Annotated in this window: 16 protein-coding genes and 1 tRNA gene; 11 read left to right on the top strand and 6 right to left on the bottom strand. The window is 58.0% G+C overall.

Annotation, left to right across the window (positions count from 1 at the left end; translation table 11 throughout):
* Nucleotides 1–76 precede the first annotated feature (76 nt).
* From HBO10_RS27480 to hemA, 6 genes are all read right to left on the bottom strand, one after another.
* Entirely contained in the window at nucleotides 77–595 is a 519-nt protein-coding gene (locus HBO10_RS27480) for an acyloxyacyl hydrolase (protein WP_014716838.1), read from the bottom strand.
* Nucleotides 596–706: 111 nt separating this feature from the next.
* On the bottom strand, nucleotides 707–1,501 hold the full coding sequence (gene murI, locus HBO10_RS27475) for a glutamate racemase (protein ID WP_034128078.1): 795 nt from the start codon (nucleotides 1,499–1,501) through the stop codon (nucleotides 707–709).
* Nucleotides 1,494–2,249, bottom strand: a complete 756-nt coding sequence (locus HBO10_RS27470; RefSeq protein ID WP_034128079.1) for a molybdopterin-synthase adenylyltransferase MoeB — start codon at nucleotides 2,247–2,249, stop codon at nucleotides 1,494–1,496. The genes murI and HBO10_RS27470 overlap by 8 nt, the downstream gene beginning before the upstream one ends.
* Nucleotides 2,243–3,073, bottom strand: a complete 831-nt coding sequence (prmC, locus tag HBO10_RS27465) for a peptide chain release factor N(5)-glutamine methyltransferase (protein WP_034128080.1) — start codon at nucleotides 3,071–3,073, stop codon at nucleotides 2,243–2,245. Before prmC ends, HBO10_RS27470 begins: the two co-directional genes overlap by 7 nt.
* Entirely contained in the window at nucleotides 3,074–4,156 is a 1,083-nt protein-coding gene (gene prfA, locus HBO10_RS27460; RefSeq protein WP_003188358.1) for a peptide chain release factor 1, read from the bottom strand. It lies immediately after the preceding gene.
* Nucleotides 4,156–5,442, bottom strand: a complete 1,287-nt coding sequence (gene hemA / locus HBO10_RS27455; protein WP_034128081.1) for a glutamyl-tRNA reductase — start codon at nucleotides 5,440–5,442, stop codon at nucleotides 4,156–4,158. The genes prfA and hemA overlap by 1 nt, the downstream gene beginning before the upstream one ends.
* A 316-nt stretch (nucleotides 5,443–5,758) precedes the next feature.
* Here hemA and HBO10_RS27450 point away from each other — a divergent pair, with 316 nt between their 5' ends.
* The 11 genes from HBO10_RS27450 to HBO10_RS31055 all read left to right on the top strand — a co-directional run bounded on the left by HBO10_RS27450 (nucleotide 5,759) and on the right by HBO10_RS31055 (nucleotide 14,723).
* A complete protein-coding gene (locus tag HBO10_RS27450) occupies nucleotides 5,759–7,483 on the top strand; it encodes a tetratricopeptide repeat protein (RefSeq protein WP_034128082.1) in 1,725 nt (574 codons plus the stop codon).
* A 4-nt stretch (nucleotides 7,484–7,487) separates the two neighbouring features.
* Nucleotides 7,488–8,105: a lipoprotein insertase outer membrane protein LolB gene (gene lolB / locus HBO10_RS27445; RefSeq protein ID WP_032893661.1), complete on the top strand. Its 618-nt coding sequence runs from the start codon at nucleotides 7,488–7,490 to the stop codon at nucleotides 8,103–8,105.
* Between the two features lies 1 nt (nucleotide 8,106).
* Nucleotides 8,107–8,958, top strand: a complete 852-nt coding sequence (ispE, locus tag HBO10_RS27440; protein WP_034128083.1) for a 4-(cytidine 5'-diphospho)-2-C-methyl-D-erythritol kinase — start codon at nucleotides 8,107–8,109, stop codon at nucleotides 8,956–8,958.
* A 37-nt stretch (nucleotides 8,959–8,995) separates the two neighbouring features.
* Nucleotides 8,996–9,070, top strand: a tRNA-Gln gene (locus HBO10_RS27435).
* A gap of 46 nt (nucleotides 9,071–9,116) precedes the next feature.
* Entirely contained in the window at nucleotides 9,117–10,058 is a 942-nt protein-coding gene (locus HBO10_RS27430; RefSeq protein ID WP_003171603.1) for a ribose-phosphate pyrophosphokinase, read from the top strand.
* A gap of 137 nt (nucleotides 10,059–10,195) precedes the next feature.
* Nucleotides 10,196–10,795, top strand: coding sequence for a 50S ribosomal protein L25/general stress protein Ctc (locus HBO10_RS27425; RefSeq protein WP_003188351.1), 600 nt, complete (start codon nucleotides 10,196–10,198; stop codon nucleotides 10,793–10,795).
* Nucleotides 10,796–10,962: 167 nt separating this feature from the next.
* On the top strand, nucleotides 10,963–11,547 hold the full coding sequence (pth, locus tag HBO10_RS27420; protein WP_003188350.1) for an aminoacyl-tRNA hydrolase: 585 nt from the start codon (nucleotides 10,963–10,965) through the stop codon (nucleotides 11,545–11,547).
* Nucleotides 11,548–11,569: 22 nt separating this feature from the next.
* Nucleotides 11,570–12,670 (top strand): redox-regulated ATPase YchF, encoded by a 1,101-nt coding sequence (ychF, locus tag HBO10_RS27415; RefSeq protein WP_014716830.1) that lies wholly within the window; start codon nucleotides 11,570–11,572, stop codon nucleotides 12,668–12,670.
* A 370-nt stretch (nucleotides 12,671–13,040) separates the two neighbouring features.
* Nucleotides 13,041–13,958 (top strand): sigma-54-dependent Fis family transcriptional regulator, encoded by a 918-nt coding sequence (locus HBO10_RS27410; protein ID WP_034128084.1) that lies wholly within the window; start codon nucleotides 13,041–13,043, stop codon nucleotides 13,956–13,958.
* Nucleotides 13,959–14,139: 181 nt separating this feature from the next.
* Complete coding sequence (locus HBO10_RS27405) at nucleotides 14,140–14,307, top strand: hypothetical protein (RefSeq protein ID WP_034128085.1); 168 nt, start codon at nucleotides 14,140–14,142, stop codon at nucleotides 14,305–14,307.
* A gap of 53 nt (nucleotides 14,308–14,360) precedes the next feature.
* The gene (locus HBO10_RS31055; protein ID WP_034128086.1) at nucleotides 14,361–14,723 is read left to right on the top strand and encodes a hypothetical protein; all 363 of its coding nucleotides are present in this window, start codon (nucleotides 14,361–14,363) and stop codon (nucleotides 14,721–14,723) included.
* The last annotated feature ends 5 nt before the right edge of the window (nucleotides 14,724–14,728 follow it).

Below are 14,728 nucleotides of genomic sequence, written 5' to 3'. Positions count from 1 at the left end.
TGAGAACGCCGCGTTAAACCTGATTCGCTGCGTTATCGTTGAGGTTCTTCGCGAGCAAGCTCGCTCCTACAGTGCATTACAGCGGCATGGTGTAGTGCAGCGAGTAGCTCTCTACCCCATCGTTATTGCTGCTGATGCCGGCATTGGAATAGTGCGTGGCACGAATGCCCACTTCATGCCCGCCGTTGAACCGCAGGCCGAAACCCAGGCGGTCTTCGAACTGGAAGGACTGGCCGATGTTGTTGTCTTCCAGCCGAGTGCGAGAGAACAACGCCACGCCGATACCGGCTTCGATGTAGGGTTTGACCGACTCGCCGGCAAACTCATACACAAACACCGGCGAGAACGACAGGCTGCTGGCGCCCGCACGATCATCCCCTTCCCAATAGGTATAGGCGCCGCTCCAGTAGCCGGTCAGTCGGCCGACATTGCTCTGCATCCAGCTCTTGTCCCAATCGGAGGTCAGGCCCAGGCGGTAGGTCAGCGTCGAATCGCTGGTGCTCCCCAAGCCGAACTCCAGGCCGGCGGCCTGGGCTGAAACAGAGTGTCCCAACATAGCGGCCGCAATCGCAGCCAAACAGAACAAGCGCTTCATGTGAAACATCCTTTGCAAACGGAATAAGTGGGTGGTGTACAGGCTAACGGGCTATAGAAGCCGACGCATAGCCAGAAGTTCAGCTTTTTTCAGGCTGATTTCACGAAATTTTCACGAGCCAAAGCTTCGCACAACTCCAGGATGTTTCCAAAGTGTCGGTAGGATGTTTCTTAGGTGACACAGATCGCCGCTGGTCCAGAACTGTGCAGGTTCAGGTTCGCCAATGGCCAGCAGGTCGCGCTCACCCAGCAAGCGCTTGAGCTGGCGCGCCACGGCGGCGCCGGTATCAATGAGGATGATGCTGGGGGGCAGCATCTGCGCCAGGAGTGGCTTGAGGAAGGGATAATGAGTGCAACCCAGGATGATGGTGTCGCAACCGGCGCTAAGCAGCGGCTCAATATAGCCTTGCAGCAGGGAGTGCAAGGCGGGGCTGTTGAGGTCGCCGGCTTCAATCAGCTCCACCAGGCCCGGGCACGGCTGGGTAATCACCCGCACATCGGTGGCAAAACGGTCGAGCAAGGCGGCGAACTTGGCGCTTTGCAGTGTGCCCGTAGTGGCGAGCACACCCACCACACCACTGCGCGTGGCCGCAGCAGCAGGTTTGACCGCAGGCTCCATGCCTACCAGCGGCCAGTCGGGGTAGTCCTGGCGCAAATCGGCCACCGCGGCGACCGTCGCCGTGTTGCAGGCAATCACAAAGGCCTTGGCGCCCCGCTCACGGAAAAACTCAGCGACCGAGCGAGAACGTTCAAGAATGAACGCCGGCGTTTTCTCGCCATAGGGAATGTGCCCGCAGTCCGCCACGTACAGCAGTGACTCGTGGGGCAACAACTGCTGGATTTCTTCCAGCACCGTCAAGCCGCCGATACCGGAATCGAACACACCAACAGGCGCGCCCTTAACCATGCTTTGCCCCGCAGACGCTGCAGCCTGGGTCACGCTTGACGCGCAACTCGCGAAAACGCGTGGTCAGCGCATCGATCAACAACAGGCGCCCTACCAACGACTCACCAAAACCGGCCAGCAGCTTCAAGGCTTCCAGCGCTTGCAGGCTGCCAACCACACCGACCAACGGCCCGACAACGCCGGCTTCGCTGCAGGTCAGTTCAGTGTCGCTGCCGTGCCCATACAAACAGTGGTAGCAGGGACTGTCAGCGCGACGAGGGTCGAATACCGACAATTGCCCCTCAAGGCGAATGGCCGCGCCACTGACCAACGGTTTGCCGGCGGCAACGCAGGCTACATTGACCGCCTCGCGGGTAGAGAAGTTATCGCTGCAATCGAGCACCAGATCCACTGCGTTGACCGCAGCAGCCAGCGAGTCGGCATCCAGCGCAGCACGATGGGCGACCAGGGCGACTTCAGGGTTGATCGCTCTCAGGCGCCCCATGGCCGAATCGACCTTGGTCTGCCCCACGCTGTTAGTGTCATGGATGATCTGGCGTTGCAGGTTGGTCAAATCGACCGTATCGAAATCCGCCAGGTGCAATTCGCCCACCCCAGCAGCGGCCAGGTAAAGCGCCACCGGAGCGCCCAGCCCCCCCAGGCCGACGATCAACGCGCGGCTCTGTTTCAGGCGTAATTGGCCATCAATGTCGACATGCTGCAACAGAATCTGCCGGCTATAGCGCAACAGCTCCTGGTCGGTCAGCACGGGCGGCGCCCCAAGGTGATGCGTTCGTGACCGCCGAGGTCGATGCGACTGTGTACGCCGTCAAAGCCTTGGTTGAGTAACAAATCGCGCACGACCTGGGCCTGGTCGTAACCGTGTTCGAGCAACAGCCAGCCGCCGTCGTTCAGGTGAGCAGGAGACTTTGCAATGATGAGGCGCAAATCGTCCAGGCCATCGTGCCCCGCCACCAGCGCACTGGCCGGTTCGAAGCGCACATCGCCGGCCACCAGGTGCGGGTCATTGTCGGCAATGTAGGGCGGGTTGCTGATGATCAGGTCGAAGCGCTGGCCTTGCAGGGCGCTGAACCAGTGGCTGTTGAGCACCGTGGCGTTAGTGAGGTGCAGGCGTTGACGATTGCGCTCGGCCAGGGCCACGGCCTCCAGCACACGGTCGACCGCCGTGACCTGCCAGGCCGGACGTTCGCTGGCCAAGGCCAAGGCGATGGCGCCGCTACCGGTGCCCAGGTCCAGGACCTGGGCGGGCGTGGCGGGCAGCAATTCCAGGGCAGCTTCCACCAGCAACTCAGTTTCCGGGCGGGGGATCAAAGTGTGCGGTGCTACTTCCAGGTCGAGTTTCCAGAAGCCTTGCTGGCCGAGGATATAGGCCACCGGCTCGCCGCTGCGGCGGCGCTGCAGGTAGCCGGAAAAGGTCAGCGCGTCTTCGCTGCTGACGATCTTTTCCGGCCAGGTATGCAGGTAGCTGCGCGATTTGCCCAGGGCAGCGGCCAGCAGCAACTCCACGTCCAGGCGCGCCGTCGGCGAGTCGGGCAGGTCAGCGGCGCGCAGCAGGCTGGCGATGATGGTCATTTAGTCACCTATCGCTGCCAGTTGGTCGGCCTGGTATTCGGCGAGCAAAGGCTCGATCACCGCATCCACGCCCCCGGCGAGAATTTCGTCGAGAGAATACAGGGTGAGGTTGACCCGATGGTCCGTGACGCGGCCCTGGGCAAAGTTGTAGGTACGGATACGCTCGGAGCGGTCGCCGGAGCCCACCAGCAGCTTGCGTTCGCTGGCAATTGCGTTGGCCGCGGCGCTGGTCTGCTGGTCGTTCAACTTGGCCGACAACCAGGACATGGCCCGCGCACGGTTCTTGTGCTGGGAACGTTCTTCCTGGCACTCCACCACAATGCCCGACGGCAAGTGTGTGATACGGATCGCCGAGTCGGTCTTGTTAACGTGCTGGCCACCCGCGCCGGATGAGCGGTAAGTGTCGACACGCAAATCCGCCGGGTTGATCTCGATGGCTTCCTGTTCGTCCGGCTCAGGCAACACGGCGACGGTGCACGCCGAGGTGTGGATGCGGCCCTGGGATTCCGTCGCAGGCACCCGTTGCACGCGGTGCGCACCGGATTCGAACTTCAGCTTGCCGTAGACGTTGTCGCCTTCAACCCGGGCGATGACTTCTTTATAGCCACCGTGCTCGCCCTCGTTCTCGGAGAGGATCTCTACGCGCCAGCCGCGACGCTCGGCATAGCGCGAATACATGCGGAACAGGTCACCGGAAAAAATCGCCGCCTCGTCGCCACCGGTACCAGCGCGGATTTCGAGGAAAACGTTGCGTCCGTCGTTAGGGTCCTTGGGCAGCAGCATGCGTTGCAGGTCACCCTCAAGCTCAGCGAGTTTTTCCTTGGCTTCGCGGACTTCTTCCACGGCCATTTCGCGCATGTCCGGGTCGCTGTCCTTGAGCAGGGCCTGGGCGCCTTCGAGGTCGGCCTGGACTTTCAGCAGGTTTTTATAGGTGGCCACAATGGGCTCAACTTCGGCGTATTCCTTGGAATAAGCACGGAATTTGGTTTGATCGGAAATGACCTCGCCATCGCCGAGCAAGGCGGTCAGTTCTTCGAAACGGTCCTGGAGCACATCCAGTTTATTGAGCAGTGACGCTTTCATTACGGTTTTTTATCCGAAGAGCTGTCTGACGCGCCCTCACCGAGGGCAAAGAGTTCCTGGGCCATGGCCAGCGCATCGAGGCGGCCTTCGGCGGTAAGCTTTTTCAACTGGACGCTAGGAGCGTGGAGCAGTTTGTTGGTCAGGCCACGGGCCAATTGCATCAGCACTTCCTCGGCGCCGCTGCCGTTGGCCAGCATGCGCTGGGCCTTGAGCAACTCTTCATCACGCAGGCGTTCACCCTGCTGACGATACGCCTTGAGCACATCCACTGCCGCCAGTTCACGCAGGCGCACCATGAAATCTTCAGCGCCGGTGCTGACCATTTCCTCGGCGGCCTGGGCGGCACCCTGACGACTCTTGAGGTTTTCAGCGACCACTTCATGCAGATCATCGACGCTATAAAGGTAAACGTCGTCCAACTCGCCGACTTCGGGCTCGATATCCCGTGGAACGGCGATATCTACCATGAAGATCGGCTTGTGCTTGCGCAGCTTCAACGCGCTCTCGACCGCGCCCTTGCCCAGAATCGGCAATTGGCTGGCGGTAGAACTGATGACGATATCACTGCGCACCAGTTCAGCGGGAATGTCCGACAGCAGCACCGCATGGGCACCGAACTGCTCGGCCAGAATGCTGGCGCGCTCCAAGGTGCGGTTGGCGACCACGATGCGCTTCACGCCAAGATCGTGCAGGTGACGGGCCACCAGGGTGATGGTTTCACCAGCGCCGATCAGCAGGGCCTGGCTGCGCTGCAAGTCGCTGAAAATCTGCTTGGCCAGGCTCACAGCGGCAAAGGCCACAGACACCGGGTTTTCGCCGATGGCCGTATCGGTACGCACTTGCTTGGCGGAATTAAAGGTGGCCTGGAACAGGCGGCCCAGCAATGGGCCGACGGTGCCGGCCTCACGCGCCACGGCGTAGGCAGACTTCATCTGGCCGAGAATCTGCGGTTCACCCAACACCAGCGAGTCGAGACCGGCCGCCACGCGCATCATGTGACGAACTGCCGCATCCTCTTCATGCACATAAGCGCTGGCACGCAGGTCATCGAGGCTCAAATGGTGATAATCGGCCAGCCAGCGCAGCACCACATCCGCCGAGAGATGTTCCTGCTCTATATAGAGCTCGCTGCGATTGCAGGTCGAAAGGATCGCAGCTTCGCGGCTGTCGGTAAGTCGGCAGAGCTGCTGCAAGGCCTCAACCAACTGCTCTGGCGTAAACGCCACGCGCTCGCGCACGTCTACGGAGGCAGTCTTGTGGTTAATACCGAGTGCGAGGAAGGCCATTCAATATCGCTGATGATGTCGGGAAGCCGACAATTGTCCTACTTCGAAAGATTCAGAACAACCACCGTCGTCTATTGTCCCTATACCTTATGCCTATCAATGCGCTTTTGCAGGAGCGAGCTTGCTCGCGAAAATCGTCAACGATAACGCGGCAAGCCGGGCGCACAGCGGCGCTCTCAGGTTTTTCGCCAGCAAGCTCGCTCCTACAAAGGAAAGGCAAAAGGCAGCAATAGTCGTATTCCGAGTGCCCCGGTTATGTTTGGCCGAAGGCTTGTGTCATGATGATCCGACCGCAGGTTAGTCGTCCTCTTCCTATATGAATAGATCTTCCGCGTTGCTCCTCGCTTTTGTCTTCCTCAGCGGCTGCCAGGCCATGGCACCCGTGTCGCCGGACGCTACGTCGCCGGTGGAAGACAGCACTCCCGCCCCTGAAAAACCCAAGGTTTATTCCTCGTTCAGTGAAGAAACGATCTACAGCCTGCTGACCGCTGAACTGGCCGGCCAGCGCAATCGCTTTGATATTGCACTGGATAATTACGTGACCCAGGCCATCAACACCCAAGACCCGGGGATTTCCGAGCGAGCGTTTCGCATCGCCGAATACCTGGGCGCCGACCAGGCAGCACTGGACACCTCGCTGATCTGGGCCAAAAATGCCCCGGATGATCTGGAAGCCCAGCGCGCCGCAGCCGTGCAACTGGCGCGTGCCGGGCGCTATGACGACTCCATGGTTTATATGGAGAAGGTCCTGCAGGGCAAAGGCGACACACATTTTGACTTTCTTGCGCTGTCGGCCGCCGACACCGACCAGGACACGCGCAACGGCCTGATGAAGAGTTTCGATCGCCTGCTGCAAAAGCACCCGAAGAACAGCCAGTTGATTTTCGGCAAGGCCCTGCTGCTGCAACAGGACGATGAAGCCGACGCCGCGCTCAAGCTGCTGGAGCAGAACCCGCCGGAAGAAGGTGAAATCGCGCCCATCCTGTTGCGTGCACGCCTGCTGCAAAGCCTTAACCGCGGCAAGGAAGCGATTCCGCTGCTGGAAAAAAGCATCAAGAAATACCCCGGCGACAAGCGCCTGCTCCTGACCTATGCACGTATGCTGGTTGAGCAGGACCGTATGGAAGACGCCAAAGTGCAGTTCGCCAACCTGGTCCAGCAATACCCGGACGACGACGAACTGCGTTATTCCCTGGCATTGGTGTGCCTGGAAGCCAAAGCCTGGGACGAGGCCAAGGGCTACCTGCAAGAGCTGATCGAACGTGACAGCCACGTGGACTCGGCGCACCTGAACCTGGGCCGCATCGCTGAAGAGCGCAACGACCCGCAGGCGGCCCTGCTTGAATACGCCCAGGTCGGCCCCGGCAATGATTATCTGCCAGCGCAATTGCGCCAGGCCGATATCCTGATGAGCAACGGCCGCACCGACGAAGCGGAAAAACGCCTGGCCGCGGCCCGCGATGCCGAGCCGGATTACGCCATCCAGCTGTACCTGATCCAGGCCGAGACCTTATCGGCCAACAAACAGGGCGAACGCGCCTGGAAACTGTTGCAACAGGCGTTGCTGCAATACCCCGACGATTTGAACCTGCTGTACACCCGCGCCATGCAGGCAGAAAAACGCAATGACCTGGCGCAGTTGGAAAAAGACCTGCGGCTGATCATCAAGCGCGACCCGGACAACGCCATGGCACTTAACGCCCTGGGCTACACCTTGTCCGACCGCACCACGCGCTACGCCGAAGCCAAGGCGCTGATTGAACAAGCCCATGCGCTCAACCCGGAAGACCCTGCCGTGCTCGACAGTCTGGGCTGGGTGAATTACCGCCTGGGCAACCTCGACGAGGCCGAGCGCTTGCTGCGCCAGGCCCTGGAGCGTTTCCCGGACCAGGAAGTTGCCGCACACTTGGGCGAAGTGCTCTGGGCCAATGGCAAGCAGCGCGAAGCCCGACAAATCTGGGAAAAATTCCTCAAGGAACAACCCGACAGCCCCATCCTGCGCAGCACCATCAAGCGCCTGACCGGATCCGAGACCCTTTAAGCTTATGTTCTTGCGCCACGTTATCGTTTTCAGCTTCATCGCCCTGCTCGCCGGTTGCGCGGGCATCGGCAGCCGTGAATCCGTTGAAGGCCAGGGCAACCCGGCACAATGGAAACAACACAAGGACCAGCTCAGCAGCATTGATGGCTGGCAGATCGAGGGCAAGGTCGGGGTGCGTGCGCCGAAAGACTCTGGCAGCGGCACGCTGTTCTGGCTGCAGCGCCAGGACTATTACGACATTCGCCTCTCGGGCCCCCTGGGCCGTGGCGCGGCCCGCCTGACTGGCAGGCCAGGGCAAGTGAGCCTGGAAGTGGCCAATCAGGGCCGCTACGAGGCAACCTCCCCGGAAGAACTGCTGGAGCAGCAGATTGGCTGGAAGTTGCCCGTCTCGCATCTGGTCTGGTGGGTGCGCGGCTTGCCGGCACCTGACAGCAAGAGCCGTCTGAGCCTCAATGGCGACAGCCGCCTCGCCACCCTGGAGCAGGATGGCTGGCAGGTCGAATATTTGAGCTACGTGGAGCAAAGCGGGTATTGGCTGCCCGAACGTATCAAGCTGCATGGCACCGACCTTGATGTCACGCTGGTGATCAAGGACTGGCAACCGCGCAAGCTGGGGCAATAACGTGTCCGTACAAAAATTGACCCTGCCCTCCCCGGCCAAGCTCAACCTGATGCTGCACATCCTTGGCCGCCGTGAAGATGGCTACCACGAGTTGCAGACGCTGTTTCAGTTTCTCGACTACGGCGATGAGCTCACCTTTGCCGTGCGTGACGATGGCGTGGTTCAGTTGCACACCGAATTCGACGGTGTGCCCCACGACAGCAATCTGATTGTGCGGGCGGCCAAAAAACTTCAGGAACAATCCGGCTGCCCACTTGGCATTGATATCTGGATCGACAAAATCCTGCCCATGGGCGGTGGTATCGGTGGCGGCAGCTCAAATGCCGCGACCACTTTGTTGGGCCTCAATCACTTATGGCAACTGGGCTGGGACCACGATCGCCTTGCTGCGCTGGGCCTCACGCTGGGCGCCGACGTCCCGGTTTTCGTGCGGGGGCACGCCGCATTTGCTGAAGGCGTCGGGGAAAAACTCACCCCTGTAGAGCCCGAAGAACCTTGGTATGTCGTGCTGGTGCCGCAAGTATCTGTAAGTACAGCAGAAATTTTTTCAGATCCGTTGTTGACACGTAACTCTTCTCCCATTAAAGTGCGCCCCGTTCCCAAGGGAAACAGTCGAAATGACTGCTTACCGGTTGTAGCAAGGCGTTATCCAGAGGTACGTAACGCTTTGAATTTGTTAGGTAAATTTACCGAAGCAAAATTAACCGGAACTGGAAGTTGTGTGTTTGGGGGCTTCCCAAGCAAAGCTGAAGCTGATAAAGTCTCGGCCCTTCTTACAGAGACCCTTACAGGGTTTGTAGCAAAAGGAAGCAACGTTTCGATGTTGCATCGCAAGCTGCAAAGTCTGCTCTAAAAGGAACCGAGTGTTAGGCACTCGTTGCAACAGATACAGGGGCGTCGCCAAGCGGTAAGGCAGCAGGTTTTGATCCTGCCATGCGTTGGTTCGAATCCAGCCGCCCCTGCCATTTTCTAATACTCATCCAGGTTACCCTCAGCCTCTAGGTACTGCGCGTGTCCAAGATGATGGTCTTTACGGGGAATGCCAACCCCGATCTGGCTCGACGTGTCGTACGTCAGCTGCATATCCCTCTCGGTGACATCTCTGTCGGTAAATTCTCCGACGGCGAAATTACAGCCGAGATCAATGAAAATGTCCGCGGTAAAGACGTCTTCATTATTCAGCCGACCTGCGCTCCGACCAACGATAACCTGATGGAACTCGTCGTGATGGCTGATGCCTTCCGCCGCTCCTCAGCGACTCGAATCACAGCTGTAATCCCTTACTTTGGTTATGCCCGTCAGGATCGCCGTCCGCGCTCCGCACGTGTAGCTATCAGCGCGAAAGTCGTTGCTGACATGCTGACCGTGGTAGGTATCGACCGTGTGCTCACGGTTGACCTGCACGCTGACCAAATCCAGGGGTTCTTCGATATTCCAGTAGATAACATCTACGGCTCCCCCGTCTTGGTGGATGACATCGAAGACCAGCGCTTTGAAAACCTGATGATCGTGTCCCCGGACATTGGTGGCGTCGTGCGTGCACGGGCTGTTGCCAAATCCTTGGGCGTGGACCTCGGGATCATCGACAAACGCCGTGAGAAAGCCAATCACTCTGAAGTGATGCATATCATCGGTGATGTCGAAGGGCGCACCTGTATTCTGGTTGATGACATGGTCGACACCGCCGGCACCCTGTGCCACGCGGCGAAAGCCTTGAAAGAGCACGGTGCAGCAAAAGTCTTCGCCTACTGCACACACCCTGTGCTGTCGGGCCGAGCGATCGAGAACATCGAGAACTCCGTGCTGGACGAACTGGTGGTGACCAACACCATCCCGTTGTCCGCCGCAGCTCAAGCCTGTGCACGTATCCGCCAACTGGATATTGCACCGGTCGTTGCCGAAGCGGTTCGCCGCATCAGCAATGAAGAATCGATCAGCGCGATGTTCCGTTAAGGGTCAAACCAACGGATCACCTCACTGACGAAAAGCGCCCCGCCCCAGCATTCCGCTGGGGCGGGGCTTTTTTGCCCATATCGAGTTCGGCGCTGGTCGCAAACGCCCCTCGATGATGGCTATTTTGGAGATACAACATGAACGAATTTACTCTGAACGCCCAAGCGCGTACTGACCTGGGGAAAGGTGCGAGCCGCCGCCTGCGTCACGCCGCCAACATCCCAGCCGTTGTCTACGGTGGTAACAAGCCTGCTGAATCCGTGACCATCCTGGCCAAGGAAATCGCCAAGCTGTTCGAAAACGAAGCTGCCTACAGCCACGTTATCGAGCTGAACGTCGACGGCGCCAAGCAGAACGTCATCGTTAAAGCAATGCAGCGTCACCCTTCCAAGCAGTTCATCATGCACGCTGACTTCGTTCGCGTTGTAGCTGGCCAGAAACTGACCGCCATCGTGCCTGTGCACTTTGTAGGTGAAGAAGCTCCGGTCAAGAAAGGCGGCGAGATCTCTCACGTCCTGAACGAAATCGAAGTGACCTGCCTGCCGAAAGACCTGCCTGAGTTCATCGAAGTCGACCTGTCGGCTCTGGAAATCGGCGCCATCGTTCACCTGTCCGACCTCAAGGCCCCTAAAGGCGTTGAGTTTGTTGCACTGGCTCACGGTGATGACAAAGCTGTTGCCAACGTTCACGCTCCACGCGTTGCTCCAGAAGAAGCTGAAGAAGGCGCTGCAGAGTAATTCACTCTGTATTGCCGGAGCTTGAGGAAACATCGCGGACCGAAACGTAGCGAGAAAGCGGGCGATAACGCGGCGTTTACTCTTGAGTAAATGATGTAGTGTCGTCCACTTTCGCCGCACCTTGGTACGGCGATGTTATCCACAACTCCAAAGGAAGGGCCCCCGTCGTGACTGCCATTAAACTGATCGTTGGCCTGGGAAATCCAGGCGCCGAATACGAACAGACCCGGCATAACGCGGGGGCCCTTTTTGTTGAGCGTATCGCCCACGCCCAAGGCATCAATCTGGTGGCCGATCGCAAATATTTTGGCCTGACCGGGCGCTTCTCGCATCAGGGTCAGGATGTTCGTCTGTTGATTCCCACCACCTACATGAACCGCAGCGGCCAGGCTGTCGCGGCGCTTGCGGGCTTCTTCCGGATCAAACCCGAAGAAATCCTGGTGGCCCATGACGAACTGGACCTGCCACCCGGCGTAGCCAAGCTCAAGCTCGGCGGCGGGCATGGTGGGCACAATGGCCTGCGTGACATCATCGCGCAGTTGGGCAATCAGAATAATTTTTACCGTCTGCGGCTCGGCATTGGCCACCCAGGCGTTGCCAGTATGGTTTCAAATTTCGTCCTGGGTCGTGCGCCACGCGCCGAACAGGAAAAACTCGATGCCAGCATCGATTTTGCCCTCGGCGTGCTGCCGGATATCTTCGCCGGTGAATGGAACCGTGCGATGAAAAACCTGCACAGCCAGAAGGCTTGACTCTTATCCGAGGGGAAACACCATGGGATTCAATTGCGGCATCGTCGGCCTGCCCAACGTCGGCAAGTCCACCCTGTTCAACGCCCTGACCAAGTCCGGTATTGCGGCGGAGAACTTCCCCTTCTGCACCATCGAACCCAACAGCGGCATCGTACCAATGCCGGACCCGCGTCTTGACGCACTGGCGGCCATAGTCAATCCCAAGCGCATCCTGCCGACCACCATGGAGTTCGTCGACATCGCGGGCCTCGTCGCCGGCGCCTCGAAAGGTGAAGGCCTGGGCAACAAGTTCCTGGCCAACATCCGCGAAACCGATGCTATCGCCCACGTGGTCCGCTGCTTTGAAGACGAGAATGTGATTCACGTCTCCAACAGCGTAGACCCCAAGCGCGACATCGAGATCATCGACCTGGAACTGATCTTCGCCGACCTCGACAGCTGCGAAAAGCAACTGCAGAAAGTCGCGCGTAACGCCAAGGGCGGCGACAAGGATGCAGTGGTCCAGAAGGGCCTGCTGGAGCAGTTGATCGCGCACTTTACCGAAGGCAAACCGGCGCGCAGCCTGATGAAGAATATGGGGGCCGATGAGAAGGCCGTGATCAAGGGCTTCCACCTGCTGACCACCAAGCCTGTGATGTACATCGCCAACGTTGCCGAAGACGGCTTCGAGAACAACCCGCTGCTCGACGTGGTCAAGGCCATTGCCGACGAAGAAGGCGCCATCGTTGTTCCGGTATGCAACAAGATCGAAGCGGAAATCGCCGAGCTCGATGACGGCGAAGAAAAGGACATGTTCCTCGAGGCCCTGGGCCTGGAAGAGCCTGGCCTGAACCGCGTAATCCGGGCCGGCTACGAAATGCTCAACCTGCAGACCTACTTCACCGCCGGTGTCGAAGAAGTCCGCGCCTGGACCGTCAAGGTCGGTGCTACCGCGCCACAGGCGGCTGGCGTGATCCACACCGACTTTGAGAAAGGCTTTATCCGCGCTGAGGTGATCGCTTACAACGACTTCATTCAGTTCAAGGGTGAAGCCGGTGCCAAGGAAGCCGGTAAGTGGCGCCTGGAAGGTAAGGATTACATTGTCAAAGATGGCGATGTGATGCACTTCCGTTTCAACGTGTAAGCGTTAGCTGAACCTCTGCCCGATACAAAAAAACCGACGCATTGCGTCGGTTTTTTATTGCCTCCTGTTTCTACCTGCCACCCAACTAAAAGCCCCACACGTAGAAAACTTAATCACTCATAACCCTTGATCGATTTAAACGATGAATCCTTCAAGCCTTAAGTCTTCTCCTACACTAAACATTCAACAACCATCAAGAATGCACTTGAACAATACAGCGCCCTGACATAGTTAATATTTGACACGCTCTCGCGCAGTATTTTCATACTAATAAGCACGATGACATTTTTGATTATTTGCGCTCTACTGACCGCACGCCAACAGCGCTCTATCAACAGTGAAGTGATAGCGATAGTGGAGCACCCTGACTATGTCAGCCTCTTACAAGACAACAAATGAGACATACTTCCCTTCTGTTGAATCCTTGGATATCGAACGTACGCTCAAGAGTACAGCAGCGCTCGATATCGATATTTTGTTATTGGGGGAGACGGGTACTGGCAAGGATACCCTGGCCCAACGAATCCATCGTTTGTCGGGGCGACGAGGTCATTTTGTCGCAGTGAACTGCGCCGCCATTCCGGAAAGCCTCGCAGAGAGCCAACTGTTCGGCGTCAACAGCGGCGCCTATACAGGAGCAGTGCAATCACGTGCGGGTTTTATCGAAACCGCACACCTGGGCACCTTGTATCTGGATGAAATCGACAGCATGCCGCTTTCCATGCAGGCCAAACTGCTACGTGTGCTGGAGTCACGTGGCGTCGAACGCCTGGGCTCAACCCGGTTTATCCCGGTGGACATGCGAGTCATCGCCTCTGCACAACAATCCCTGCATGAGATGGTCGAGCAGGGAAAGTTCAGGCGCGACCTGTATTTCCGCCTGAACGTCGTAAATATCAATCTGCCTGCGCTGCGCAATCGCCGTGACCGAATCGTCCCGTTGTTCCTGAATATGATTCAAGAGGAAGCCGAGCACTATAAGTGTCTCGCCCCAAACCCTTGCAGCGAGCTCGTCCAACAGTTGCTGTGCCATCCATGGCTGGGAAATGTGCGTGAACTGCGCTCGACTGCCAAACGTTTCGTGCTGGGTCTGGCGCCATTATCAAGCTCGCCCTCGAACGCTACAAACCAACCCACCAACCTGAAAGAACGCCTGCAACAAATCGAGAAAGCTCTGATTGAAGAGTCGCTGCGGCGTCATACCTACTGTGTGGACGAGGTGGCTGTAGAGTTGGGCATGGCAAAGAGAACGCTTTACTACCGAATGAAACAACTAGATATACAGTAGCCCGCTGCTCAGCCCACATCGAAGACACCTTCAGACACACCCTTTAAGTAAAAGCGGGAACCATATTCGAGCCTGAACCACACAAGGATGAGCCTGATATATTTAGTGCCTATCGGCAGCAACACTATTGCAACTACGCATCAAGGCTCAAATGTCATTTCTTAGATAGCGGAGCATCACTATGAGTATTTCTGGCATCAACCCGCAAAGCTACCACCCCCCGGTCACCGGTGGCGAAAACGCAGACCTTAAGGCAGAAAGGAAGCAACTGCTTCGCGAATCCATGAAAGAAAGCAATGAGGCGTTCAGGATCAGTGAGCAGAAAAAGAACAACGACGCGCTGCGTTAAATAGCTTCACCGCCCTTGGTCATCAAAGGGCGGGTTTCCCCTTAGAGGTCCATATGCAAATAGAAGAAGTCGACGTATTACGCGAATATCAAAACGGCCTTACAGCCCACAGGCCCCCTACCCAACCTACGCACCACAGCGAAGATGCGAGCTTTTTCAGCGCGTTATTGGCCCCCTCGATGCAACGGGTTACCGCCACGCCATCCGCGAACGCACTGACCGACGCTTTGCAGTATTTGGACAAGGCTAAAAGTGGTATGAGTCGAGGTCTCAAGGACTTCAACAATGAGTTCAAAGAAAAAAATCGGCTCAACTACACCCCCAATCTTTCAGACTCCATTCTACTGACCCAAACCCTGGTGAAGTGCGTCGGCAAGGGCGCGCAATGCCTAGAAAAAATCAGCAACCTGCAGTAGGAAAA

This window comes from Pseudomonas sp. WS 5503 (genome assembly GCF_012985385.1).
Lineage (GTDB): Bacteria > Pseudomonadota > Gammaproteobacteria > Pseudomonadales > Pseudomonadaceae > Aquipseudomonas > Aquipseudomonas paracarnis.
This window is presented reverse-complemented; position numbering and strand designations above follow the sequence as displayed.

Bases quoted from the DNA above. Each gene is read 5' to 3' on its own strand.
- HBO10_RS27480 (WP_014716838.1), bottom strand. From the start codon at position 595: ATGAAGCGCTTGTTCTGTTTGGCTGCGATTGCGGCCGCTATGTTGGGA.
- murI (WP_034128078.1), bottom strand. From the start codon at position 1,501: ATGGTTAAGGGCGCGCCTGTTGGTGTGTTCGATTCCGGTATCGGCGGC.
- prmC (WP_034128080.1), bottom strand. From the start codon at position 3,073: ATGACCATCATCGCCAGCCTGCTGCGCGCCGCTGACCTGCCCGACTCG.
- prfA (WP_003188358.1), bottom strand. From the start codon at position 4,156: ATGAAAGCGTCACTGCTCAATAAACTGGATGTGCTCCAGGACCGTTTC.
- hemA (WP_034128081.1), bottom strand. From the start codon at position 5,442: ATGGCCTTCCTCGCACTCGGTATTAACCACAAGACTGCCTCCGTAGAC.
- HBO10_RS27450 (WP_034128082.1), top strand. From the start codon at position 5,759: ATGAATAGATCTTCCGCGTTGCTCCTCGCTTTTGTCTTCCTCAGCGGC.
- lolB (WP_032893661.1), top strand. From the start codon at position 7,488: ATGTTCTTGCGCCACGTTATCGTTTTCAGCTTCATCGCCCTGCTCGCC.
- HBO10_RS27425 (WP_003188351.1), top strand. From the start codon at position 10,196: ATGAACGAATTTACTCTGAACGCCCAAGCGCGTACTGACCTGGGGAAA.
- ychF (WP_014716830.1), top strand. From the start codon at position 11,570: ATGGGATTCAATTGCGGCATCGTCGGCCTGCCCAACGTCGGCAAGTCC.
- HBO10_RS27410 (WP_034128084.1), top strand. From the start codon at position 13,041: ATGTCAGCCTCTTACAAGACAACAAATGAGACATACTTCCCTTCTGTT.
- HBO10_RS27405 (WP_034128085.1), top strand. From the start codon at position 14,140: ATGAGTATTTCTGGCATCAACCCGCAAAGCTACCACCCCCCGGTCACC.
- HBO10_RS31055 (WP_034128086.1), top strand. From the start codon at position 14,361: ATGCAAATAGAAGAAGTCGACGTATTACGCGAATATCAAAACGGCCTT.